The organism is Gaetbulibacter sp. PBL-D1, from assembly GCF_050509525.1.
GTDB lineage: Bacteria > Bacteroidota > Bacteroidia > Flavobacteriales > Flavobacteriaceae > Gaetbulibacter_B > Gaetbulibacter_B jejuensis.
The window spans coordinates 43,111-66,234 of record NZ_JBNWKB010000010.1 but is presented as its reverse complement, the minus strand read 5'-3'; the positions used below and the strand labels follow the sequence as shown (position 1 = coordinate 66,234).

General features: G+C 33.6%; 22 protein-coding genes, 1 other RNA gene and 1 pseudogene. 10 read left to right on the top strand and 14 right to left on the bottom strand.

Annotated elements, in window-relative coordinates; genetic code table 11:
• Positions 1-107 precede the first annotated feature (107 nt).
• Both ACQ0RB_RS10035 and ACQ0RB_RS10030 read left to right on the top strand, forming a co-directional pair.
• The gene (locus ACQ0RB_RS10035) at positions 108-608 is read left to right on the top strand and encodes a DUF6978 family protein (protein WP_430498223.1); all 501 of its coding nucleotides are present in this window, start codon (positions 108-110) and stop codon (positions 606-608) included.
• Entirely contained in the window at positions 605-1,387 is a 783-nt protein-coding gene (locus ACQ0RB_RS10030) for a DUF1828 domain-containing protein (protein ID WP_430498221.1), read from the top strand. Before ACQ0RB_RS10035 ends, ACQ0RB_RS10030 begins: the two co-directional genes overlap by 4 nt.
• A 160-nt stretch (positions 1,388-1,547) precedes the next feature.
• On the opposite strand, the gene ACQ0RB_RS10025 is transcribed toward ACQ0RB_RS10030, so the two are convergent.
• From ACQ0RB_RS10025 to fahA, 3 genes are all read right to left on the bottom strand, one after another.
• The gene (locus ACQ0RB_RS10025) at positions 1,548-2,192 is read right to left on the bottom strand and encodes a hypothetical protein (RefSeq protein WP_430498220.1); all 645 of its coding nucleotides are present in this window, start codon (positions 2,190-2,192) and stop codon (positions 1,548-1,550) included.
• 101 nt (positions 2,193-2,293) lie between these two features.
• Positions 2,294-2,722 carry a hypothetical protein gene (locus ACQ0RB_RS10020; protein WP_430498218.1) on the bottom strand — a complete coding sequence of 143 codons (429 nt, stop codon included), beginning with the start codon at positions 2,720-2,722 and terminating at the stop codon, positions 2,294-2,296.
• 93 nt (positions 2,723-2,815) lie between these two features.
• Positions 2,816-4,108, bottom strand: a complete 1,293-nt coding sequence (gene fahA, locus ACQ0RB_RS10015; protein ID WP_131507066.1) for a fumarylacetoacetase — start codon at positions 4,106-4,108, stop codon at positions 2,816-2,818.
• A gap of 204 nt (positions 4,109-4,312) precedes the next feature.
• Here fahA and glyA point away from each other — a divergent pair, with 204 nt between their 5' ends.
• A complete protein-coding gene (glyA, locus tag ACQ0RB_RS10010) occupies positions 4,313-5,584 on the top strand; it encodes a serine hydroxymethyltransferase (RefSeq protein ID WP_129760303.1) in 1,272 nt (423 codons plus the stop codon).
• Between the two features lie 18 nt (positions 5,585-5,602).
• Here the strand turns inward: glyA and ACQ0RB_RS10005 are convergent, their stop codons facing one another.
• From ACQ0RB_RS10005 to ACQ0RB_RS09990, 4 genes are all read right to left on the bottom strand, one after another.
• A complete protein-coding gene (locus ACQ0RB_RS10005) occupies positions 5,603-7,165 on the bottom strand; it encodes a hypothetical protein (protein ID WP_430498216.1) in 1,563 nt (520 codons plus the stop codon).
• A 120-nt stretch (positions 7,166-7,285) separates the two neighbouring features.
• Positions 7,286-8,023 (bottom strand): carboxypeptidase-like regulatory domain-containing protein, encoded by a 738-nt coding sequence (locus ACQ0RB_RS10000; protein ID WP_430498214.1) that lies wholly within the window; start codon positions 8,021-8,023, stop codon positions 7,286-7,288.
• Positions 8,024-8,116: 93 nt separating this feature from the next.
• On the bottom strand, positions 8,117-8,506 hold the full coding sequence (locus ACQ0RB_RS09995) for an acyl-CoA thioesterase (protein WP_129760299.1): 390 nt from the start codon (positions 8,504-8,506) through the stop codon (positions 8,117-8,119).
• 1 nt (position 8,507) lies between these two features.
• Positions 8,508-9,545, bottom strand: coding sequence for a glutaminyl-peptide cyclotransferase (locus tag ACQ0RB_RS09990; RefSeq protein ID WP_430498212.1), 1,038 nt, complete (start codon positions 9,543-9,545; stop codon positions 8,508-8,510).
• Positions 9,546-9,630: 85 nt separating this feature from the next.
• On the opposite strand from ACQ0RB_RS09990, the gene ffs reads away from it, so the two are divergent.
• The 3 genes and pseudogenes from ffs to fsa all read left to right on the top strand — a co-directional run bounded on the left by ffs (position 9,631) and on the right by fsa (position 11,392).
• An RNA gene (ffs, locus tag ACQ0RB_RS09985) (signal recognition particle sRNA small type) lies at positions 9,631-9,729 on the top strand.
• 83 nt (positions 9,730-9,812) lie between these two features.
• Positions 9,813-10,615: pseudogene (locus ACQ0RB_RS09980) on the top strand (SDR family oxidoreductase).
• A 123-nt stretch (positions 10,616-10,738) separates the two neighbouring features.
• Positions 10,739-11,392 carry a fructose-6-phosphate aldolase gene (gene fsa / locus ACQ0RB_RS09975; protein ID WP_129760296.1) on the top strand — a complete coding sequence of 218 codons (654 nt, stop codon included), beginning with the start codon at positions 10,739-10,741 and terminating at the stop codon, positions 11,390-11,392.
• A 66-nt stretch (positions 11,393-11,458) separates the two neighbouring features.
• Here the strand turns inward: fsa and ACQ0RB_RS09970 are convergent, their stop codons facing one another.
• Positions 11,459-12,880, bottom strand: coding sequence for a TlpA family protein disulfide reductase (locus ACQ0RB_RS09970; protein ID WP_430498210.1), 1,422 nt, complete (start codon positions 12,878-12,880; stop codon positions 11,459-11,461).
• 185 nt (positions 12,881-13,065) lie between these two features.
• Between ACQ0RB_RS09970 and ACQ0RB_RS09965 the strand changes: the two genes are divergently transcribed.
• Positions 13,066-14,694 (top strand): ABC-F family ATP-binding cassette domain-containing protein, encoded by a 1,629-nt coding sequence (locus tag ACQ0RB_RS09965; RefSeq protein WP_129760294.1) that lies wholly within the window; start codon positions 13,066-13,068, stop codon positions 14,692-14,694.
• A 35-nt stretch (positions 14,695-14,729) separates the two neighbouring features.
• Here the strand turns inward: ACQ0RB_RS09965 and ACQ0RB_RS09960 are convergent, their stop codons facing one another.
• Entirely contained in the window at positions 14,730-14,966 is a 237-nt protein-coding gene (locus ACQ0RB_RS09960) for a putative signal transducing protein (RefSeq protein ID WP_131507050.1), read from the bottom strand.
• A 193-nt stretch (positions 14,967-15,159) separates the two neighbouring features.
• On the opposite strand from ACQ0RB_RS09960, the gene ACQ0RB_RS09955 reads away from it, so the two are divergent.
• The 3 genes from ACQ0RB_RS09955 (at position 15,160) to ACQ0RB_RS09945 (ending at position 18,692) form a co-directional block, all read left to right on the top strand.
• A complete protein-coding gene (locus tag ACQ0RB_RS09955) occupies positions 15,160-15,738 on the top strand; it encodes a fasciclin domain-containing protein (protein WP_430498207.1) in 579 nt (192 codons plus the stop codon).
• A gap of 193 nt (positions 15,739-15,931) precedes the next feature.
• Positions 15,932-18,151: a catalase/peroxidase HPI gene (gene katG, locus ACQ0RB_RS09950; protein ID WP_430498205.1), complete on the top strand. Its 2,220-nt coding sequence runs from the start codon at positions 15,932-15,934 to the stop codon at positions 18,149-18,151.
• Between the two features lie 73 nt (positions 18,152-18,224).
• Positions 18,225-18,692 (top strand): ankyrin repeat domain-containing protein, encoded by a 468-nt coding sequence (locus tag ACQ0RB_RS09945; protein WP_430498203.1) that lies wholly within the window; start codon positions 18,225-18,227, stop codon positions 18,690-18,692.
• A 60-nt stretch (positions 18,693-18,752) separates the two neighbouring features.
• On the opposite strand, the gene ACQ0RB_RS09940 is transcribed toward ACQ0RB_RS09945, so the two are convergent.
• The 5 genes from ACQ0RB_RS09940 to ACQ0RB_RS09920 all read right to left on the bottom strand — a co-directional run bounded on the left by ACQ0RB_RS09940 (position 18,753) and on the right by ACQ0RB_RS09920 (position 23,072).
• On the bottom strand, positions 18,753-19,010 hold the full coding sequence (locus tag ACQ0RB_RS09940; protein WP_129760290.1) for a DUF6952 family protein: 258 nt from the start codon (positions 19,008-19,010) through the stop codon (positions 18,753-18,755).
• A gap of 2 nt (positions 19,011-19,012) precedes the next feature.
• On the bottom strand, positions 19,013-19,321 hold the full coding sequence (locus ACQ0RB_RS09935; protein ID WP_129760289.1) for a thioredoxin family protein: 309 nt from the start codon (positions 19,319-19,321) through the stop codon (positions 19,013-19,015).
• A 9-nt stretch (positions 19,322-19,330) separates the two neighbouring features.
• Complete coding sequence (locus tag ACQ0RB_RS09930) at positions 19,331-19,975, bottom strand: peroxiredoxin (protein WP_131507042.1); 645 nt, start codon at positions 19,973-19,975, stop codon at positions 19,331-19,333.
• A 210-nt stretch (positions 19,976-20,185) separates the two neighbouring features.
• Positions 20,186-21,676: a Na+/H+ antiporter NhaC gene (nhaC, locus tag ACQ0RB_RS09925; protein ID WP_430498200.1), complete on the bottom strand. Its 1,491-nt coding sequence runs from the start codon at positions 21,674-21,676 to the stop codon at positions 20,186-20,188.
• Positions 21,677-21,845: 169 nt separating this feature from the next.
• Complete coding sequence (locus ACQ0RB_RS09920) at positions 21,846-23,072, bottom strand: aminotransferase class I/II-fold pyridoxal phosphate-dependent enzyme (protein ID WP_430498198.1); 1,227 nt, start codon at positions 23,070-23,072, stop codon at positions 21,846-21,848.
• Positions 23,073-23,124 lie beyond the last annotated feature (52 nt).

Genomic DNA, 23,124 nt, shown 5'->3' with positions numbered 1-23,124 from the left:
AACGTTACGTATTGTATGCTGTTTTAGGAGTTGGTATCTTGCTGTGTTTTGAGTATGAATGATTAAAACTATCCATATCTTATAAAGTTGTAAGTAATATAAAAAAAATGCTAACTAACCAAGAAGCGAAATATTTATTGGATTTAGAAAAGGTTTTAACGAATCCAAATCAAACAATAGATTTATCGAAAAAGAAAAACAGATTGGAATTGATTTCTCATCAAGATTCTGATTATGAATTTTGGGTTGAAATCACTACCAATCAAAAAATCATACTTAAAACGTCGATACATCATTTAGAAAGTAATTCTTTTATTGGTTTGTTAAGAATTGATTTTAAAGGAGGTCATCACAATCCTTCAAATATAATTCCTACTTTGCCTGATTTTTTAATTCCTTATGCTGACAAATGGTTTGACCCAACAGAGTCGCATATTCATATTTATGTCGAAGGCTACAAACCATTAGCTTGGGCGATTCCGCTAACTGATAGTGATTTTCCAATTAAAGATATTACTCAAGCATCAGACTTATCGGATTTAATAATTAACTTTGCTAGACGAATAAATTTAAAATCATTAATTAACATTCAACAGGCAATACTTTGAATTGGGTAAATACATATGTGGACGATTATTACAGTTGGTTAAGAGAAAAAACCTTCATTCAAAAGGACTCTAATACCGATTGGTTTCTAATAAACACACCTTTTGTTGGAGCCTTTAATGACACTATTGAAATTTATGCTCAAAAAAAAGGAAATCAATTAAGGTTAAGTGATAATGGAGAAACTATGTCTAATTTAGAACTGCAAGGTCTACACATTCAAGGTTCTAAAAGACGTAGAGCAATTTTAGACACTATTCTATTAAATTATGGAATAAGAGCTGAAGGTGACGAATTAACAATAGAAGCTAACATTGAAAATTTTTCACAATCAAAGCATAATTTTCTCTCAGCTATAATTGAAATTAACGATTTATATGTTTTATCAAAACATAATGTTGCTTCAATATTTAAAGAAGATGTTAGAACGTATTTAGATTCTCACGACATAATTTATACACCTGACTTTATTTCAAAAGGGGCTACAGGTTTAGAATTTAATTTTGATTTTCAAATAGCTAAAAAGAAAAAAGAAACAGTTATTAAATCATTTAATACAGTAAATAAATCAAACTTATCTACTTTTCTTTTTGCGTGGGAAGATATAAAACCAATTCGTGAAAAAATCACAAAAAAAGACGTGAATGCAATTGCAATAATAAATAATATTGACAAAGAAGTTAGAACTGAATTTTTAGATGCGCTGAAAGCAAAAAATGCTGATTACATCCTTTGGTCTGAACGCGAATCGGAACTAAGCAAGGAACTTATATCTGCATAAAACACTACTTACAACAACAATGTATAAAATTAATTGCAAGGTTCTAGCCTACTTACGAAAATCCTCGCAGATTTTCTATTCGGTTTGTTCTTGCTATGTTAGTTACTGAAGCACTTTAAGTTAAACACACAAAAAAACTCCCAAATTGGGAGTTTTTTATTTAGTTATTAAAATCGCTAATAATGTTTTTTAGCTGTAGTTTAAGGTCTTCACCAGTATCGTACACCATTTGTTCGTTACTAGGAAATGGCACTCTACGGTTGTTTACTAGGTCTAGGTCTTCGCGTGTTAAGGCACGTTTGTCGCCTCTAAAAGTGGCAAACAGGTTTTCAAACACAAAGCCACTATCAATAGGAAACGCATCTAGCGTAGTGTTGCTTTTTAAATCGGTATACACCACATTGGCAACCACCTGTGAGCTTTTACGTTGCAATACCTCAAACAGTCTCGCCTTTACTGTCACAATTTTATCTACTTTAATATCGTTACCAAGGCTATCCTTCATGACATTACCGTTGCTATCAAGTTGGTATTTCCAACCATCAACAATTTGCTTTTCGCGTAGTAATTGACGCTCAGTAATTTTTTCAGGTGTAATATTAATACGCTTTAACTGTAATTGCATTGCAAAGTCATAGTCAATCTCATTACTTGGATTAGCATGGTAAGCGGTCCAAAATTGGTCTAAACCATAAGTGTCAAAATTAAGTAACTCATTTTCCAAACGTTTAGGAATAACCTGATTGGTTTGGTTTTGTATGGTTACAATCACATAATGGATTCCTCGTTCGTGTGCTTCTTGCATTAAGGCTCTTGTATCTTCATAGTTTGGGTTAATCTTTTCAATATATTGATAGATACTGTAGGCTTCACGAATGTTGTATTTGTCTTCGGTTTCTAAAAGCGCTAAGCCTTTTTCATATAAATAGTCTGACGCAAACTCTCTGCTTCAATAATATCGTTGGTATAATCATTAAACTTAAAGTTTATGGTTTTACCATCAACTACCAAAGGCAGTACAGGTTTTACTGCTTCCTGACGTGCATTAAGCGCAAGGTACAACTCATAAATGTTAGTGTACAGCTCTGGGTTGTTATCCTTTTTAAGATGTTTTATGTTGTTTAAATCGCGCTCATTGGCTTTGTAGTAAGCGTCTTGAAGCATAAGCGCATAATCTTGTTTACGTTTGCTGTTTTTATTGGTTTCAAGTTTTTTTAAGGCATCATAAATCGCTTGGTTGTAATTACCAGTATTTATGGCTTTTTCAACTTGTTTTCTTCCACTACAGGAAACTAATACTGAAAGTAATACCGAAAGGAGTAGTAATCTTCTCATAAGTCTGTAATTTTAGGGTTATAGAAAAGTGTTTTCAATTTTGATGCCAAAAAAGAACCCTCATTACTGAGGGACTTAAAATTAGTTGGTTGATTATTTAACTTTTTTGGGTTTGAAAACAGGCAGCAATTGCGTGGAGACTTCTCCAAAGCCAATGCGAGTGCCATCTTTTTCGCAATAGCCTCTCATGATAACCGTATCGTAATCGTTAATGAATTTTCGTTCGCTACCATCTTTCATTTTTAATGGTTTTTCACCTCTCCATGTCAATTCAAGCATAGAGCCATAAGAGTCAGGAGTAGGACCAGAAATGGTACCACTTCCCATCATATCACCAGAGTTTACAGGACAACCGTTAATAGTATGGTGTGCCAACTGTTGTACCATATTCCAGTACATGTATTTAAAGTTGGATTTGCTCACTATGGTTTCTTTAGCAGTTTTAGGCTTTATAGATACTTCTAAGTTAATGTCGTAGCTCTTTTTACCCTTGTACTGTAAGTAAGGTAATTGTGGTTTTAAAGGCTTTGGGCTTTCCACTCTGTAAGGTTCAAGCGCATCTAATGTTACAATCCATGGTGAAATAGATGATGCAAAGTTTTTAGCTAAAAAAGGACCAAGTGGCACGTATTCCCATTTTTGGATATCACGTGCAGACCAATCGTTAAATAGTACCAAACCAAAGATGTATTCTTCAGCTTCTTCAATTGGGATAGGTTCTCCAAGGTCGTTAGCATCAGTAGTAATAAAAGCCATTTCTAGCTCAAAATCTACCAACTTAGAAGGTCCAAACACAGGAGTATCACTACCTGCAGGTAAGGTTTGCCCTTGTGGACGATGCACAGGAATACCAGAAGGGATGATAGAAGAACTTCTACCATGATACCCAACAGGAATGTGCAACCAGTTAGGCATTAAAGCGTTTTCTGGATCACGAAACATGGTTCCTACATTGGTAGCATGCTCAATGCTTGAGTAAAAATCGGTATAGTCACCAATTTGAACAGGTAATTGCATTTCAATTTCGTCTAAACGAAAGAGTACAATTTCTTTATGTTTTTTGTTGTTTTTTAAAGAGGTGTTGTTGCTGTCAAAAATTTGGGCAATTCTATTTCTTACAGCTCTCCAAGTTTTTCTTCCATCAGCAATAAAATCGTTTAAAGTATCTTGAAGAAAAATATCATCTGTTAATGGAATATCGTCAAAGTAACCTAGTTGGTGCAATGCTCCCAAGTCAATGGCAGTGTCTCCAATACGAGTACCAATGGTAATGATATCGTCTCTAGTAAGGAAAACGCCAAAAGGGATGTTTTGGATAGGAAAATCAGAATTCTTTCCAACGTGCAACCACGAAGTTCTATCAGGATTATTTGCAGATAATGGCATAGGCTATTGTTAATTATAAGTTTTATAAAATCTATTCAAACCTACATAAATTTTTTAATCTTTTTGAATAAAAACCATAAAAAGTAGGTTGGTTTTATATAGTTGATAAATTGTTGAAAATACAATAGTAAATATATAGGTTTTGGTGTATTTAACAGATTGTATTTATTATTTTTGATAAATTTTTTAATCAAACCCAATATTATGCAACGCGATCAAGAGATATTTGACCTAATACAAGAGGAAAAAGAAAGACAACTACATGGTTTGGAGCTTATTGCTTCAGAGAATTTTGTTAGTGAGCAGGTTATGGAAGCTGCTGGCTCAGTATTAACCAATAAATATGCTGAAGGGTATCCAGGAAAGCGTTATTATGGTGGTTGCGAAGTGGTTGATGTTGTTGAGCAAATTGCTATTGACAGAGCAAAAACCTTATTTGGTGCTGCTTATGCTAATGTGCAACCACACTCAGGAAGTCAAGCAAATACAGCGGTTTTTGCTGCGTGCTTAAAACCAGGAGATAAAATATTAGGTTTTGATTTGTCTCATGGAGGACATTTAACTCATGGTTCGCCAGTAAACTTTTCTGGTAAGTTATACAATCCTGTATTTTATGGTGTAGAAGAGGAGACAGGAGTATTAAACTATGATAAAATACAAGACATAGCTACTAAAGAACAACCACAACTTATTATAGCAGGAGCTTCGGCATATTCTAGAGATATCGACTTTAAGCGTTTTAGAGCTATAGCTGATAGCGTTGGCGCAATTCTTATGGCAGATATATCGCATCCTGCAGGTTTGATTGCTAAAGGTATTCTTAACGACCCAATTCCTCATTGCCATGTGGTGACAACAACTACACATAAAACTTTAAGAGGACCTAGAGGAGGAATGATTTTAATGGGTGAGGATTTTGACAATCCGTTTGGTTTAAAATTGAAAAATGGTAACCTGCGTAAAATGTCGTCGTTGTTTGATTCGGCAGTATTCCCAGGAAATCAAGGTGGACCATTAGAGCATATTATTGCTGCTAAAGCAATTGCTTTTGGTGAAGCTTTAACTGACGAGTTTATGCATTACATACTTCAAGTAAAGAAAAATGCAGCAGCTATGGCAAAAGCGTTTGTAGATAGAGATTACCATATTATTTCTGGTGGAACCGATAATCACATGATGCTTATTGACCTTAGAAATAAAGACGTTTCTGGTAAAGATGCTGAACAAGCTTTAGTAAAAGCCGAAATAACCGTTAATAAAAACATGGTGCCTTTTGATGATAAGTCGCCTTTTGTAACTTCAGGAATACGCGTTGGAACAGCAGCAATTACTACTAGAGGATTAAAAGAAACTGATATGGAGTATATTGTTGAATTGATTGATGAGGTTATCAAAAATCATGATAACGAAAGTACTTTAGAGGCTGTTGGAGAAAAAGTTAACGCGTTAATGCAAGATAGACCGTTATTTTCTTAAGCTGATTATTTAAAAAAATTAATCTTCTTCAAATATAATATGCTGATACGCTCCTAAATCGGGACTTGAGGTTCTGTTAGTGTTTAAAATATCAACAGGCACTTGGGCAGCAAAAAAGTCGTATAAGTCATTGCCTAAGTTATTTGCTCCAGAATCTTCACCAATTCTTAAATCGTTTTCAAAAGGAAGTTTAAAATCAGGATCACTATTGAAGATGCAATTATCATAAAGCTCACTATTGCTTAAATTATAGTTGTCACCAGGAAAGTTATTGTTATTGTCTTGGAATCGTATTAAGCAATTGGTGAATTTAAAACCAAAATCGGCTCCATCATTTTCGTCTAAAATAATCTCAGGATTATCATTTCCGTAAATGATACAGTTATTAAAATTAGCGTCTAACACATTAGGCGTAGCATTTTCGTTTTCATCTAACAAATAGTTGTTTAAAAACACTGATGGAAATTGTCTAAAACTACTATCCCAATAGTTGGCAATGGTACAGTGTGTAAAATTGTAAGTTCCTCCAAAAGTTCCAGCAAATGACGACTGACCAGAGTTGTTAATTACAAGATTTTCTCCTGTTATAGCACTAGCTCTCGCCAAAATACCAAAGTTACTAGAGTTGTAAATTTTAGAGTTGGTGATGTTTAATTTGTTAGCATCGTTTTGGTTGCCTTCGGTTAAAACACCTACAGTTGCATTTTTAATAGTCGCAAAATCAATGCTATTGTTTGTGCTACCACTATATAACCAAATGGTTCCCCATTGTCCAGGAATGTCTTCATAAAGTGGTTCTAAACGGTCTCCTTGTATAATGACTTCGTTTTCTAAAATATCTTGGTCAGTACTTAATGCGCCATTAATTTGTAAAGACGCAGTATTAGTAATTAAAAGCCCAGAATTAGCATGAAAATGGACTCTTGCTCCAGCTTCCATTGTAAGGGTTTCACCTTCGTTTACAGCAGCATAACCATAAATAACATAAGGTTTTTCGTTGGTGAAAGTGAGTTCGTCATTTTCTAAAAAGCGACCTTGAATTTCGGTCTGGTCTGGTGTACCATCACCATCTACATCAAAAGCCAATGTTTCAATAACACCATTAGCATCTTTGCTTGGGTAAATAAATACAGCATCTTTAACTAAGGTTACCAAGTCCACTTTTTGATAATTACTACCAGAATCGAATTCAATGACATCTGTATATAAAAACTGATTGTCACTAGCTGCAAGCTCTTCAATATCTATTGTGGTTTCAATGAACACGTACATGCTATCTTTTGCCAATAGCTCGATGTTTTGAAATTCCTTTCCTGCCATTCCATCGACATTTAAACGGTAATTAGAAGCTTCACCTTGTCCAAGTCTAAGCGTTGGGATTACAATGTCATCATTACTTCGGTTATACACTTTAAGGTTGTAAGTACTTGAGCCAATATTAGTAAACACAGTGTCTAGATATACAGTGTCTTTAGAGAACTCAAGGTTACCAGTACTTGGAGAAAAATCGAAATCCTCACGACAAGAACTCCAAAATACGAGAACAAAAAGTGTGAATACGAAGTATAGAATTTTTTTCATGTTAATGTCTTTATCTGTAGCAATATGCCAAAAATATAACTTTTGAAGTCATATTTTTATTATAAAGACGAAAAATTATTTGTTCATTTTTTGAGGTTAAAAGACTTTGTAGTTAATGTTTTAATCTTGCTGTTGTTCTTTTAGCATCAAATTAAATTCTTTACTCAAGGTGTTAAGTCTATCTAAAAGCGGAAGTTCTTGGTTGGTATCAATTAATGCTTTGTTGATGTTTTTAGCACTACAAAAGTCAAAGAACAGTTGATGATATTCATTAGGTATCTTAAGTTCTTTGGTGAGCATTCGTGAGTTAAAAAACGAATGTGTTTCAAATAGGTGAATAAAATCTTCAGTTTCTGCATAAACTATTTCTGGAGCTTTGTTTTTCTTTTTAAAGAGTTTGCCAATTAGCTTTGCAATAGCAACAAAGTCCATATTGCCACTAGGAGGTGGTTGGTATAAATAAGGTCTTTCTTTATAGTCGTTGTTGATTTGTGTGCTAAACTCTTCAGTATATACTATAGAATCGAACTTTTTCTCTTTGGCTTTTAAAATTTCAACTTCATCGAGTTCATTAGTGATTTTTTTAAGTTCTATAACAGTGTCTTCTTTAAAATGTTCAGAGGTTACAACAATTGTTTTTTCATGATGAAAAAGTGAACTAAACACTAAAGTGTCATTGGGTTGAGCACTGATATTAAAAACACCTTCGTCGTTAGTGTAGGAAAGTATGTTTTGTGTGCTATTGATGATTTTTGCACCTTTCACTGTAGCTTCAGCGTCGTAAACAATACCTTTTAGTTGTTGCGCATTTAAAGACAGTGAAACTAAAAGAAAGAGAGTGATTGATAATGATTTCAATTGTAATAGCTTAGTTGGTTATTTCAAATAAAGAGAAATAACTGCATAGCTAATTTAGGATTAAGAAACTTTAACAACGGTTTTAGGTAATTTTTAACTAAAGAGTGTCGCAATTTCTGGAGTAATGCGTGTTGGTCGATGTGTTGCTTTAGACATCAAACACCATTCAGTTTCTGAGGTAGTTAGTAATTTGTTGGTTTGTTGGTTGTAGATTTCCACAACTCTAGTAGATTTGACACCTTCGGCTTTGGTTACAAATGTTTTGAGAGTAATCACGTCGTTTAAAATTGCTTCACCTTTATAGTGTATGTGATGACTTAACATTACCCAATAAAACGTATCAAGGATTTCAGGTGTTGCTCTCGCGTTCCAATGTTGCTCAGCTATATCTTGAACCCATTGTACATACTGTACATTGTTTACATGGTTGAGCATATCTAGATGCTGATTGGAAACAGTGATTTGGGTTTCAAAAGTTTGCATGCTATTGCTCAATAATTTCAACTTCAAAAAGTTTATCCCAACGTTTTCCTGTTACAAATAAAGTATTGGTATCAGGATTGTAGGCAATACCATTAAGTACGTCTAGTCCTTGATGTTGTGTAACTAGTTTGCGTAAAGGTGAAAAGTCGATAACCGCTTCCATAGCACCATTTTTTGGATTGATAATAGCTACACCATTAAATTGATACAGGTTAGAGTATATTTTTCCGTTAACCCATTCCAGTTCGTTTAAGCCAACAACTTTTCCTTTTTCTCTATACACTTGTATGGTTTCTTCTTCGGCAAGAGTTTCAGGGTTTAGCAACCAGATATTTTCTGTGCCATCACTTTTAAAAATACGAGTGCCATCGTTACAAAGTCCCCAACCTTCGTTGCTTTTTCCGTAGGTGAAACTACTCAACTTCTCAAAACTGTTGACGTCATAAACAAAGCCTGTGTTTTCTCTCCATGTTAATTGATAGATTTTATCGTTTAAAACGGTTAAACCTTCTCCAAAATATTGGCTCTGTAAGTTGATGTTCTTTAAAACTTCGGCAGTTTTATAATCTACTTTTCTCAGTTTAGATTCTCTGTATTGTCCTGTGCTTTCATACAATTCACCATTGTAAAACTCAAGACCTTGTGTGTAAGATGTAATGTCGTGAGGATAGGTGTTTACAATTTTATAAGTGTAAATCTTAGGCTTGGTATTATTTAAAATAGTAATTTTTGTAGACACATCAGCAGTGGTATTGTCATAGCTAATAGTTGCTGTTAGCGTTTGAACACCTAATTTTAAATCGTTTGTTGCGAAAGATTCAGAAACCTGTTTGTCGTTAATTTTATAAGACACAGCAGTTATAGTTTCATTTTTTGGGTTCTTTATAGAAAGATTTAAGGTTTCACCTAAGGTTATAACGTTGTTTTTAGCATTAGTTTGAAGCGAAAAGTTATGTTTTTTAGTTTCGGTACTACTTCCGCAAGCAAATAGAGATAAGGCTAAAAGTGTGATTGATAGTAGTTTAAATCTGTTGTTCATGCCTATAAATTTTGAAGCAATTTATTTAATAAAATTCAGTTTAAAAAACTATTGCAAAAGTATTAAAAGGTTGTATCTTTGCAGTCGGCAAGTCCTACACAACCAGCTCCTGCTTAATCCTCCAGGGCGGGAACGCAGCAAAGGTACGCGGTCGTAGCGGTGTGATGTAGGTAGCTTGCCTTTTTTTGTACCCAAAACTCAAATCTTTTTCACTTTTTCTTCTGAATGAATATTACATTGTTAATTTTACAGTATTAATTATAGTTTATGTCTAAAGTTGTTTTAATCACAGGAGGTTCTTCTGGTATAGGGAAATCTATTGGAGAGTTTCTTTTAGAAAAAGGATTTGTTGTTTATGGAACCAGTAGAAATCCTGAGCGATATTCTGAAAGAAGTTAAACCTTTTAGCTTTAGATGTTTCAAATACCCAAACTATTACCAAAGCTGTTCAAACTATTATAGACAAAGAAGGTCGACTAGATGTCTTGGTTAATAATGCAGGAGCTGGAATTACTGGACCTATTGAAGAAATTCCAGACGACGAGATAAAACGTAATTTTGAAACTAATTTTTTTGGACCTATCAATGTAATAAAAGCGGTATTGCCACAAATGCGTAAGCAAAAAAGTGGACTAATTATCAATATTACCTCTATTGCTGGATACATGGGATTGCCATACAGAGGCGTTTACAGTGCAAGTAAAGGTGCGTTGGAATTAATTACTGAAGCCTTTAGAATGGAGATTAAAAATTTTAATATTGAAATGACCAATATTGCTCCAGGAGATTTTGCTACTAATATAGCTGCTGGTCGTTACCATGCTCCAGTACAAGAGCAGTCGCCTTATAAAACACCTTATGGGAACACGTTAAAACTAATGGATGAGCATGTTGATAGTGGAAAAGACCCATTGTTAATGGCAAAAGCAGTTTATAAAGTGATAAATACTAAAAATCCAAAAGCGCACTATAAGGTAGGTGAGTTTATGCAAAAGTTTTCTATTGTTTTAAAGCGCATTTTACCTGACAAGGTGTATGAAAAAATGCTGATGAAACATTATAAGCTGTAATAGTAATCCATTTCGTTTTTTACTACTGTAGATTGTTAATATTATTTCATAATATTTCTAATTAAAACCAGCATATAAATTGTAATTTTGCAACTTAAATAACACAACAAATAAATTAAATACATGAAATTTTTTATTGATACAGCTAACCTAGATCAAATCAAAGAAGCTCAGGATATGGGTATTTTAGATGGTGTAACTACAAACCCATCTTTAATGGCTAAAGAAGGTATTACAGGAACAAACAACATTTTAAAACATTATGTTGATATCTGTAACATTGTAGATGGTGATGTAAGTGCTGAGGTTATTTCTACTGACTTTGAAGGTATGGTTAGAGAAGGTGAAGCACTAGCTGAATTACACGATCAAATAGTTATTAAATTACCTATGATTAAAGATGGTGTAAAAGCATGTAAATACTTTAGTGATAGAGGTATAAAAACCAACGTAACTTTAGTGTTTTCTCCAGGACAAGCCTTGTTAGCTGCAAAAGCAGGAGCAACATATGTATCGCCATTTATTGGACGTTTAGATGATATTTCAACTGATGGATTAAACCTTATTGCTGAGATTCGTCAAATCTATGATAACTATGGGTTTGATACTGAAATTTTAGCAGCTTCTGTGCGTCATACAATGCACGTAATTGATTGTGCTAAACTAGGAGCAGATGTAATGACAGGACCTTTAAGTTCAATTACAGGGTTGTTAAAACACCCACTTACTGACATAGGTTTAGAGAAGTTTTTAGCCGATTATAAAAAGGGTAACTAAGAATTAGATTTAATAATATTTAGAAAAAGAAAACTCCTGAATAATTCAGGAGTTTTTTTATTGGGTTTATCTGCTAACTAGCGTTTGTATCTCGTTTTCAAAATCTTTATTAAAGAGGCTTCCTCTAGAGGTCACTATTTTACCGTCATCATCAACTAAAATTACAGTGTAAATTGAGTTGATAGCCAAAATGTTTGAGGTGCTTTTGTCTTTAAACTGATACTCATTTTGAGTTGGAAATTTTGAATTTTGCAGTGTGCTTTTCCAATGTTTTTTATCGTCGTTGTTAATGTTAATAGCAATAAATTCTACTTGAGGGAACTTAGCTTTTAAGCGTTTGGTTCGGTAGTGACTATTCTTAAAAATCAAATCGTTGTTTGAAGACCAAAAATAAATAACAGTAGGTTTAGAAATTAAATTGTTTAGCATAACAGCTTCACCATTAAAATCTAAAAGTTCAGCGTTTGGTAAATCTTTTCCGGGTCTTAAATTATTTAAAACCGCTAATAGCCTATCAATGTCTTTCTTGTCTTTTTCGTTAGTTGTCTTTTCAAAGTATGAATTTAGTACTAGAGAAGCTTCATTAGTATCAGTACTGTTATATACAAATTCTCTGGTGTTTATTTTTAAAAGATAGTTTTTTACTTTTTCAGAAGTTACCAAGCTATCAATTAATCGTAGTTTTTCTAAGTTGTAATCCAAAGACTGTCTATCAAAAGTCTCATGATAATCAGCTACATTGTCATAATAATCAGTAAGCGCTAGATTATTAAAATGTGCCAACATAAATTGGTTGTAGGTTGGGTATTCACTTAAATGGTCTAGTCCATAATCTATCTCTTTTCTGTAATCATAAAAATCTTGAGGTAAATCTTTGTAATGGGCTAGTTGATGATTACCGTAGTAACCAAAAGGATAAATTTCTTTATAGTAATAGTAATTGTAGTCAATATTAGCTTTAGCAATAGACTTAAATAAGTCAGAAAAAGGTTTCTTGTCTAAAAAACTATTTAATTCTTCAAGCTTTATTTTTTTTGTAGAGTCTAAATACGATTCAAGCTCTTCAGGCGACATTCGGCAAAACGTATTACGCTTTTTTATTTCAATTTCATTTTCTAAAAATGTTTTAATCAGGTAATTGTTCTTTTTTGAACCAAGACCTGTAAATACTAAAGATTCATCAAAATCTATAGTGTTTAGTCTAAGCATAATACTATCACTAGGCTCTAAAAGTACCAATTGGTATTCGCCTCCATGCATAAATGAAAATAAACCAGGTTTAAAAGTCTCTAGCTTTTTTAAAAAACGATTCTGCTTATCAAGAAATAAAGTATCGTATCCAGTTTCTGGACTGTATAATGTAACGTGATTATTTTTAGGGTTAATAATTTCACCGCCAAAATAGGTGTAATCAATGTTTTCAGTTGAAATATCTTTGCATCCAAAAACCAATACAGATGCTAAAAAACTTATGATGTAAAACTTCATATATATTACTATAACGTAGGCTAAATATGCATATCACACAAAAATAAAATTTGAAACGTATATGTGTTGTTAATACGCTGTTAAAACTTGAGTTGCAAGCTTTTTTAATACATTGAAAAAACAGCTTTAAGTTTCTTCTTTATGGATTCATTTTTCTACTTTTGCAAAAAATTAAAATAGACACTATGTTAACAGTATCTAATCTTTCGGTTCAATTTGGTAAGCGTATTTTGTTTGATGAGGTAAATACCACATTTAATCAAGGTAATTGCTATGGTATTATTGGAGCTAATGGAGCAGGAAAATCTACTTTTTTAAAGATTTTATCAGGAAAAATGGATCCTACGTCTGGTCACGTTCACCTAGAGCAAGGTAAGCGTATGTCAGTTTTAGAGCAGGAGCACAATTTATATGACGAGCATACTGTGTTAGAAACTGTAATAATGGGAAATAAACCATTATTTAAGTTAAAAACAGAAATAGATGCGCTTTATGCAGATTATACTGATGAAAACGCTGAAAAAATTGGAGAGCTGCAAGTGCAATTTGAAGAAATGAACGGTTGGAATGCCGATAGCGATGCTGCAGCAATGTTGTCTAACTTAGGCATCAAAGAAGATCTTCATTATACCTTAATGAAAGATTTAGATGGTAAGCAAAAAGTAAGAGTGTTATTGGCACAAGCCTTATTTGGAAATCCAGATGTACTTATCATGGATGAGCCTACCAACGACTTGGATTATGAAACAATTTCATGGTTAGAAAATTTCCTAGCCAACTATAACAACTGCGTTATTGTGGTATCTCACGACCGTCACTTTTTAGATGCAGTATGTACACATATTTCTGATATTGATTTTGGAAAAATCAATCACTTCTCAGGTAATTACACGTTTTGGTACGAGTCTTCACAATTAGCTGCAAGACAAAGAGCACAACAAAACAAAAAAGCTGAAGAAAAGAAAAAGGAGCTGGAAGAGTTTATTAGACGTTTTTCTGCCAATGTTGCAAAATCTAAGCAAGCTACCAGTAGAAAGAAAATGATTGATAAGCTTAATATTTCTGAAATTAAGCCATCGAGCAGACGTTATCCTGCAATTATTTTTGAACGAGAAAGAGAAGCAGGAGATCAAATTTTAAACGTTGAAAACTTATCAGCTTCAATTGATGGTGAAGTACTATTTCAAAATGTAGATATCAACTTAGCTAAAGGGGATAAGGTAGTAGTGTATTCTAAAGACTCTAGAGCAACTACTGCGTTTTATCAAATTATTAACGGAAAAGAAAAAGCCGATTCTGGTAAGTATGCTTGGGGAGTTACAACCTCTCAATCTTATTTGCCACTTGATAATAGCGAGTATTTTGAAAACAAACTTACGCTTGTAGATTGGTTACGTCAATGGGCAACTACCGAAGAAGAACGCGAAGAGGTTTATATTAGAGGTTTTCTTGGGAAAATGATTTTTAGTGGTGAAGAAGCCTTAAAAACTGCAGATGTATTATCTGGAGGTGAAAAAGTGCGTTGTATGTTGAGTAGGATGATGATGATGAGAGCTAACGTAGTGATGTTGGACGAACCAACAAACCACCTTGATCTTGAAAGTATTACAGCATTCAACAACTCATTAAAAAACTTTAAAGGAACAGTCTTGTTTACAACACATGACCATGAGTTTGCCCAAACGGTTGCAAATAGAGTGATAGAACTAACTCCTAACGGAATTATCGATAGATATATGACTTTTGATGAGTATATGGATGATAAAAAGATAAAGGAGCAAAGAGAAAAAATGTACGCTGTAACAGCATCATAAAACTAAAATCCTGATGAAATTCATCAGGATTTTTTTTATACTTTAAGTTCAGATTTTACTGACTCTACAATGGGTAGTGCGTTGTCCAATTCGTCTTTGTTAACAAAGAGTTCTTGAAATCCTTGAATGGATGACCCAAAACCAGCAAGCCTACCAGATTCTGACTCGTCTTTAATAATAGCATTAATGCCAATGCTTTGTAATCTGTCCAATACCAATTGCACAATAATAAAATTACCTGAAAACACTTTTATATAATTAACATCTTCCATAATAATTCGCTTTAAATTCTTTCTATAAGATACAAAAAAAGTACCATAGAATTTCAAAATAAAACAAAAATTTAACTAGGTAACAAAGCATGACTAGTTTGATGAATTACTGAGGACTTTTATTTTTTTAAAACCGCTTGATGAGTTTTTTCGTTTATATACCAAACAATTATAAACTTAAATCTAAAGTATTATGAAAAAGATTAAATTATTCACTTCAATTATTTTGTTAGCAACATTTACTATAGGCACAAATACTATAGCACAAAGCAAAATGAAGAAAGAAGATACCAAAATGGTAGGTGGAGCTCCAATGTACCCAAGTAAAAATATTGTAGAAAATGCTGTAAACTCTAAAGACCACACTACACTAGTTGCAGCAGTTAAAGCAGCAGGATTAGTTGATGTGTTAATGAGCGAGGGACCTTTTACAGTTTTTGCACCTACAAATGATGCTTTTGGTAAGTTGCCAAAGGGCACAGTTGAAAACCTATTAAAGGAAGAAAACATCTCTACACTGCAAACTGTATTAAAATATCATGTGGTTGCAGGAAAATGGAGTGCTAGTGACGTTATGGGAATGATAAAGAAAGGAGATGGAAAAGCAAAAATAGAAACTGTAAGTGGTGGATGGTTAACAGCGTGGACCAAAGGAGGCGATGTTTACATTACTGATGAAAATGGTAACACAGCTAAAGTTACAATAGCAGATGTTAACCAATCCAATGGAGTTATACACGTTGTTGATACAGTGCTTCTCCCAAAATCATAATAAAGTTGTATTAGTCATTAATAAAGGTCTCAATTGAGACCTTTTTTTTGTTTTAATTACTGTTTGTTATTGAATTTTTGTTTTCTATAAGTTTTATCAATAATAATATTATTTATAAAAATGTAATTTTTAATCTTTTAGGATGCATTTTTCTTAATTTTATAGAATATAGAATCATAAAAAAATAATAAAAATGGAAAACAATAATCATTCTAACAATTCAGACCCAAACAAGTGTCCTTTTTTAAGCGGAAAGCAAAATACTGTTGGTGGAGGTGGAGTAAAGAATAGAGATTGGTGGCCAAATGAATTAAAATTAAATATTTTAAGACAACATGCTGCAAAATCGAATCCACTAGGAGAAAATTTTAATTATGCTGAAGCATTTAATAGCATAGACTTTGCAGAATTAAAACAAGATGTTTTAAATCTTATGACCGACTCGCAAGATTGGTGGCCTGCAGACTATGGCCATTATGGAGGTTTTATGATTCGTATGGCATGGCATAGTGCAGGTACTTATAGAGTTGGAGATGGTCGTGGAGGAGCAGGTACAGGTAATCAGCGTTTTGCACCAATAAATAGCTGGCCAGATAACGGAAACTTAGACAAAGCAAGATTATTATTATGGCCAATAAAAAAGAAGTACGGTAATAAAATCTCGTGGGCAGATTTAATGATTCTTGCAGGAAACTGTGCGTTAGAGTCTATGGGATTCCCAACCTTTGGTTTTGCTGGTGGGCGAGAAGATATTTGGGAACCTGAGCAAGATGTATATTGGGGAAGCGAAACAGAATGGGGAGCAAACGAAGAGCGTTATGGAAATAGTGATAACTACAATGAAAGAGATTTAGAAGATCCTCTTGCTGCTGTTATGATGGGATGGATTTACGTAAACCCTGAAGGTCCAGATGGAAAACCAGACCCAATGGGTTCTGCTAAAGATGTAAGAGAAACTTTTGGTCGTATGGCAATGAATGATGAAGAAACAGTTGCTCTTGTTGCTGGTGGTCATACTTTTGGTAAAGCACATGGAGCTGCAGATCCTGGTCAATATGTAGGTGCTGAACCACATGGTGCACCAATAGAGCAAATGAGTACTGGTTGGAAAAACACTTATAAAAGTGGTGTGTTAGACGATACAATTACTAGTGGTATTGAAGGTGCTTGGACACCAAACCCAACACAATGGGATGCCGATTATTTTGATGTGTTATTGAATTATGATTGGGAATTAACCAAAAGTCCTGCAGGAGCACACCAATGGACGCCAACAGCAGCGTCTAAAGCACGTATGGCTCCAAAAGCAGGTGACCCAAATGGGAAGCAAGCCTTAATGATGACCACAGCAGATATTGCTTTAAAAACAGATCCTGAATATTTAAAAATCTCACAACGCTTTCATAAAGACCACAAAGCTTTTGAAGATGCTTTCGCTAGAGCTTGGTATAAGTTAACACACAGAGATATGGGACCAATTGATCGTTACTTAGGGCCAGAAGTTCCTAGTGAGCAATTAATTTGGCAAGATCCTGTTCCTAAAGTGGATTATAAACTAAGCGACAGTGACATTACCTCATTAAAGAAAATGATTTTAGCGTCAGGTTTATCAATTTCTGAATTGGTAAGAACAGCTTGGGCTTCGGCTTCAACGTATAGAGATTCTGATAAGCGAGGTGGAGCAAATGGAGCACGATTAAGATTAGAGCCACAACGCAGTTGGAAAGTAAATAACCCAGAAGAATTAAATAAAGTTTTGGGAGTTTATGAAGGCATTCAAAACCAATTTAGCGGAACAATTTCTATGGCAGATTTAATTGTGCTTGGAGGTGTTGCGGCTATAGAAGAAGCTGCTAGTAATGCAGGACATGATATTTCAGTGCCTTTTGCTCAAGGTAGAGGAGATGCTACTCAAGAGCAAACTGATGTTGAGCAATTCAACTATTTAAAACCACTAGGCGATGGATTTAGAAATTATATGAACCCAAATGTTAAGGTTGCTGCTGAAGATTTATTGATTGATAAAGCTAATCTTATGGCATTGTCTATTCCTGAAATGTCAGTATTAGTAGCAGGTTTAAGAGTTTTAGGGGCTAACTATGATGGTTCTAAACATGGAGTATTTACTGATAATGTAGGTCATCTTACCAATGACTTTTTCAAGAATTTAGTAGATATGACCTACACATGGAGTGCAACTTCTAGTGATGACCAATTATTTGAAGGAAGAGATAGAAGAACTGGTGAAGTGAAGTTTACAGGTACTCGTGCCGATTTAATTTTTGGTTCAAATACTGAATTAAGAGCAGTTGCTGAAGTATATGCAGCCGATGATGCTGAAGAGAAATTTGTTAAAGATTTTGTGGCAGCTTGGACTAAAGTGATGAATGCTGATAGATTTGATTTGAAATAATTGATAAATAGTAACTTTAAAAAGGAATGCATTAGTTATGTAATGTGTTCCTTTTTTTATTGAATACATAGATATGAACGAAAACGAATTATTTTTTAGAACCATACAGTCTGGTAATACTGAAAACATAAAACTACAACTTGATAGAAATCCTAAATTAGCTAGTATAACTGATGCAAGAGGATTTACGCCTTTAATTTTTGCTAGCTACTTTGATAAAGAAGGTATTGCTAAAGTGTTATTAGAGCATAATGCAGATGTTAATGGAAAGGATGCTTCTGGTAATACAGCCTTAATAGGAGTGAGTTTTAAAGGAAATCTTGCGTTAGTTGAGATGTTGCTAAAACATAATGCTAATGTAAATGCGCAAAACAATAATGGTACAACCGCTTTAATGTATGCAACACAATATAACCAAGAGGCAGTTGTAGATGTGCTTTTAGCTCATAATGCTGATAAATCACTTAAAGATTTAGAGGGTAAAACAGCTTTGGATTATGCTAAAGAAAAAGAACTAAAGACAATAGCAGAGAAATTATAAAACATAAAAAAACCACTTCATTTGAAGTGGTTTTTTATTCTTCTTTTTCAATTAATGCTATTATTTATCGATAGATCCAAGAACACGAGACATAAAAGTATTTAAAGCTTCCTTTTTTGGTGTGCCATCTTTTACCATTTTGTGTACTTCAATTGCACCATACATATTAGAAATTAATTCACCTATAACATCTAACTCTTCATCTTTTAATGATGGTACTTCGGTTAGGTTTTCTAAGGTTTCAATAGTCTCTAATACGAAGTCTTCGTCATTATCTTCGATAAACTGGGTTAATTGTTTTATTACTGGTAACTTCATAATTAAATAACTTCATCAACAAGTTCTTTTAAAACATCGAACTTATTAGTTTGTACTTGATTTTTGAATTCACCATTTTTAAAAGTAGCAAACGTAGGTAAGTTGTCTACAGTTGCTAATTTTCTACTCTCAGGAAATTTTTCAGCATCAGCAATAACGAAAGTAATATTTTCATTTTCTGTTGCTAATTTCTTGAACTTTGGCTTCATTATACGACAGTTTCCACACCAAGTTGCTGAGTATTGCACAACAACTGTATCGTTTTCAGAAACTATACTTTGTAAATTGTCTTGATCTAATTCTTGAACCATAACTAATACTTAGTTTAAGTGTGCTTTTAAATACTCTTTTGTACCTTGAGCATTAGCTTGCATTGCATCTTTACCTTCTTCCCAGTTAGCAGGACAAACTTCACCTTTTTCTTGTACGTGAGTTAAAGCATCGATGATTCTTAAATATTCATTTACATTTCTACCAAGTGGCATGTTGTTGATGCTTTCGTGTTGTACGATACCTTCTTCATCAATGATGTAAGTAGCTCTGTAAGTTACGTTATCGCCATCTACAGTTACAACTCCAGTTTCTTCGTTGTAAGTTTCGTTAGAGATATCTAAAATACCAAGAGTTGATGCTAAATTTCTGTTAGAATCAGCTAAAAGAGGGTAAGTTACACCTTCAATTCCACCATTATCTTTAGCAGTACTTAACCAAGCAAAATGAACTTCAGCAGTATCACAAGAAGCTCCAATTACTATGGTGTTGCGTTTTTCAAACTCACCTAAAGCAGCTTGAAAAGCGTGTAATTCAGTAGGACATACGAAAGTGAAATCTTTCGGGTACCAAAATAATACTACTTTTTTGTTATTGTTTTTTGCTTCTTCAAGAACGTTTAATTTAAAGGTGTCACCCATTTCGTTCATTGCGTTTACATTTAAATCTGGAAATTGTTTTCCTACGAATGCCATGTTTATTTATTTTTTAAGTGATTATTAATTTCACTACAAACATAAGGACTTAAACAGCGTGTTTTGATAGAAATAAATAATATAAAATTATATACAAATAGTATTAGAATATGGCATCAAAATAAGGTGTTGATTTTTGTTAAATCAGCAATTATTGATACTCTAAAATATCAACTTGGTAAAATGAGTTTAAAATGATTGAATTAATAATTATTTCTTAGCAGATAATTGTTTGATTTTAATCGAAAACGCAGCAAAAGTTAAGGTCATAAAAGGGCTTAACCAGTTAAATATGGCGAAAAAGAAATAATCTACAACAGGTACTCCAAGCACACCACTTTGGTAGGCTCCACAAGTATTCCATGGTACTAAAACAGAAGTTACTGTACCAGAATCTTCAAGCGTTCTACTTAAATTTTCAGGTGCTAACCCTTTGTCTTCATAAGCTTTTTTAAACATTTTTCCAGGTACAACCAGTGCTAAGTATTGATCTGAAGCAGTAACGTTTAATGCTAAACAACTAGTCACTGTACTTGCAAAAAGACCAAATGTGGTTGTTGCTAAACTTAGTAGTGCTTGACTAATTCTTGTTAATGCTCCAATGGCATCCATAACTCCACCAAAAACCATTGCACAAAGAATTAACCAAATGGTTCCTAACATGCCATACATTCCTTTTCCTGAAGCAGAAAATAAATCTTGTAGTGTTTCATTGTCAGTAGCTATTGTGGTTTTTACTGTAATAGCATCCATTATACCTTTGTAAGCAGAAGTCAATGTTAAAGAGTCAGTTCCTGCAATTTGTGTGACTATGTGTGGTTGAAATAGCAATGCAAAAATTCCTCCTAATAAAGTTCCTATTAAAAGTGCAACAAGTGGAGGTGTTTTTTTGATGATGAGTACAATAACAATTATTGGAACTAAAAACAGCCAACCATTAATATTAAAAGTACTATCAATATCATTAAGCAGTAAAGAGGTATCTGCATTTCCTGTTGTGTCTTGCGTAAATCCTAGAATGATAAATACTATTAATGTGATTACAATTGTAGGTACTGTGGTTAAAGCCATATACTTTATATGTGTAAATAATTCACTTCCTGCCATAGCTGGAGCAAGGTTTGTAGTATCACTTAACGGAGACATTTTATCTCCAAAATAAGCACCAGATAAAACAGCACCTGCTGTCATTCCTAAAGAAACACCAAGCGCTTCGCCAATACCAACTAAGGCAATACCAACGGTTGCTGAAGTTGTCCAAGAACTTCCTGTAGCCACTGATATAATTGCACATATAATTACACAAGCAGCTAAAAATATGGTAGGATTTAGTATTTGTAAACCATAATATATCATCGCAGGAATAATACCACTAATAAGCCATGTTCCTGCTAAAGCACCAACCATGAGTAGAATTAAAATAGCTCCTGTGGTTGATTTTACATTCTCAGCCACTTCATCAATCATTTGGCTAAACGTTACTTTATTATAAAAGCCAACAACAGCAGCAACAGCAGCGCCTAAAAGTAAGATAAACTGATTGCTACCACTAAGCGCATTATCACCATAAACAAATACATTAAAAGCTAGCATACCAACCAAAGCAATAACAGGTATTAAAGCTTCCCATATATTTAATTGTTTGTTTTCAACAATATGTTCATCTTGTGGTTGTCTAGGCTTTATATCTTGGCTTTCCATAGGTGTTAGTTAGAAGTTTTATAGATGTAATGTTACGATAATGTTGTCTATAAAGCAAATGCAGATGTTTAACTGTTTTTAAATACTTGAATTATAATGATTTTGTAAAATAAAAAAGACGCCTTCGGTTTATGAAAGCGTCTTTAGTGTATTAATTATGTCAAAAAAATTAAACTAAGCTAGCTTCACTTTTTTTATCTAAGATGTTTAAAGATTCCATACATTCACGCATCATGTTGTATGTACGTTCAATATCAGCGTCTAATCCAATAGAAAAACGAATAAGACCATCGCTTAATCCCATTTCTTTTTGTTCGTCTTCAGGTATTTCAGATGATGTTGAAGAACCTGGAGCAGAGAATAATGTTTTATAAAACCCTAAACTTACAGCAAGATACCCAAGGTTTTTTTCTTGCATTAGTTCCATAAGTGCATTGGCCTTATCAAGTGAACCAACATCTATGGTAAGCATACCTCCAAAACCATATTTTTCGTTCATCATGCTTTTAAATAACTCATGTGAAGGATGCGATTCTAATCCTGGATATACCGTTTTTAAACCATCTGCTTGAAATTTTTGAGCTAAATATGTAGCGTTATGGCTATGTTGTTGCATTCTTATGTGTAGTGTTCTTAAGTTTTTTAAAACAGAAGCAGAGCGTAAACTATCCATTGTGCTTCCTAATAGCATACAAGCACCATCATTAACGTTTCTTAAGGCGTCAATAAATTCTTGAGTTCCACACACAACACCACCAACAGTATCGCTAGAGCCATTAATAAATTTCGTTAAACTGTGTATTACAATGTCTGCACCTAATTTAACAGGTGATATTGATAATGGCGAAAACGTATTGTCTACTACAAGTTTTAAATTATGTTTTTTTGCTATAGCAGCAAGTCCTTTTATGTCGGCAACTTCTAATAAAGGATTACTAACCGACTCGCAGTATAAAACTTTAGTGTTTTCGGTAATTGCCGCTTCAACAACATCTAGTTTAGTAATATCAACAAACGAGGTGCTAATATTAAGTTTTGGTGTGAAATTTTTAAGAAACGCATAAGTACCACCATAAATAGTTCTACTAGATACTACATGATCTCCAGCACCACAAAGCTGTAAAATGACAGGTGTAATGGCTCCCATTCCTGATGCTGTTACCGTTGCGGTTTCAGTACCTTCCATAGCAGCAAGTGCTTCTCCTAAATAAAGGTTAGAAGGCGATGAGTGACGAGAATACAGGTAGCAACCATCTGCATTACCTTCAAACGTATCAAACATAGTTTTAGCTGATAAAAAGGTGTAAGTAGATGAATCTGAAATAGAAGGGTTAACACCTCCAAACTCACCAAAATATTGTAAGTCTTGTATATTATTTGCGGGTTTAAACGACATGGTAAAGTTATATTTAGTTAATACATCAAAAATCCGAATAAATAGATGTATT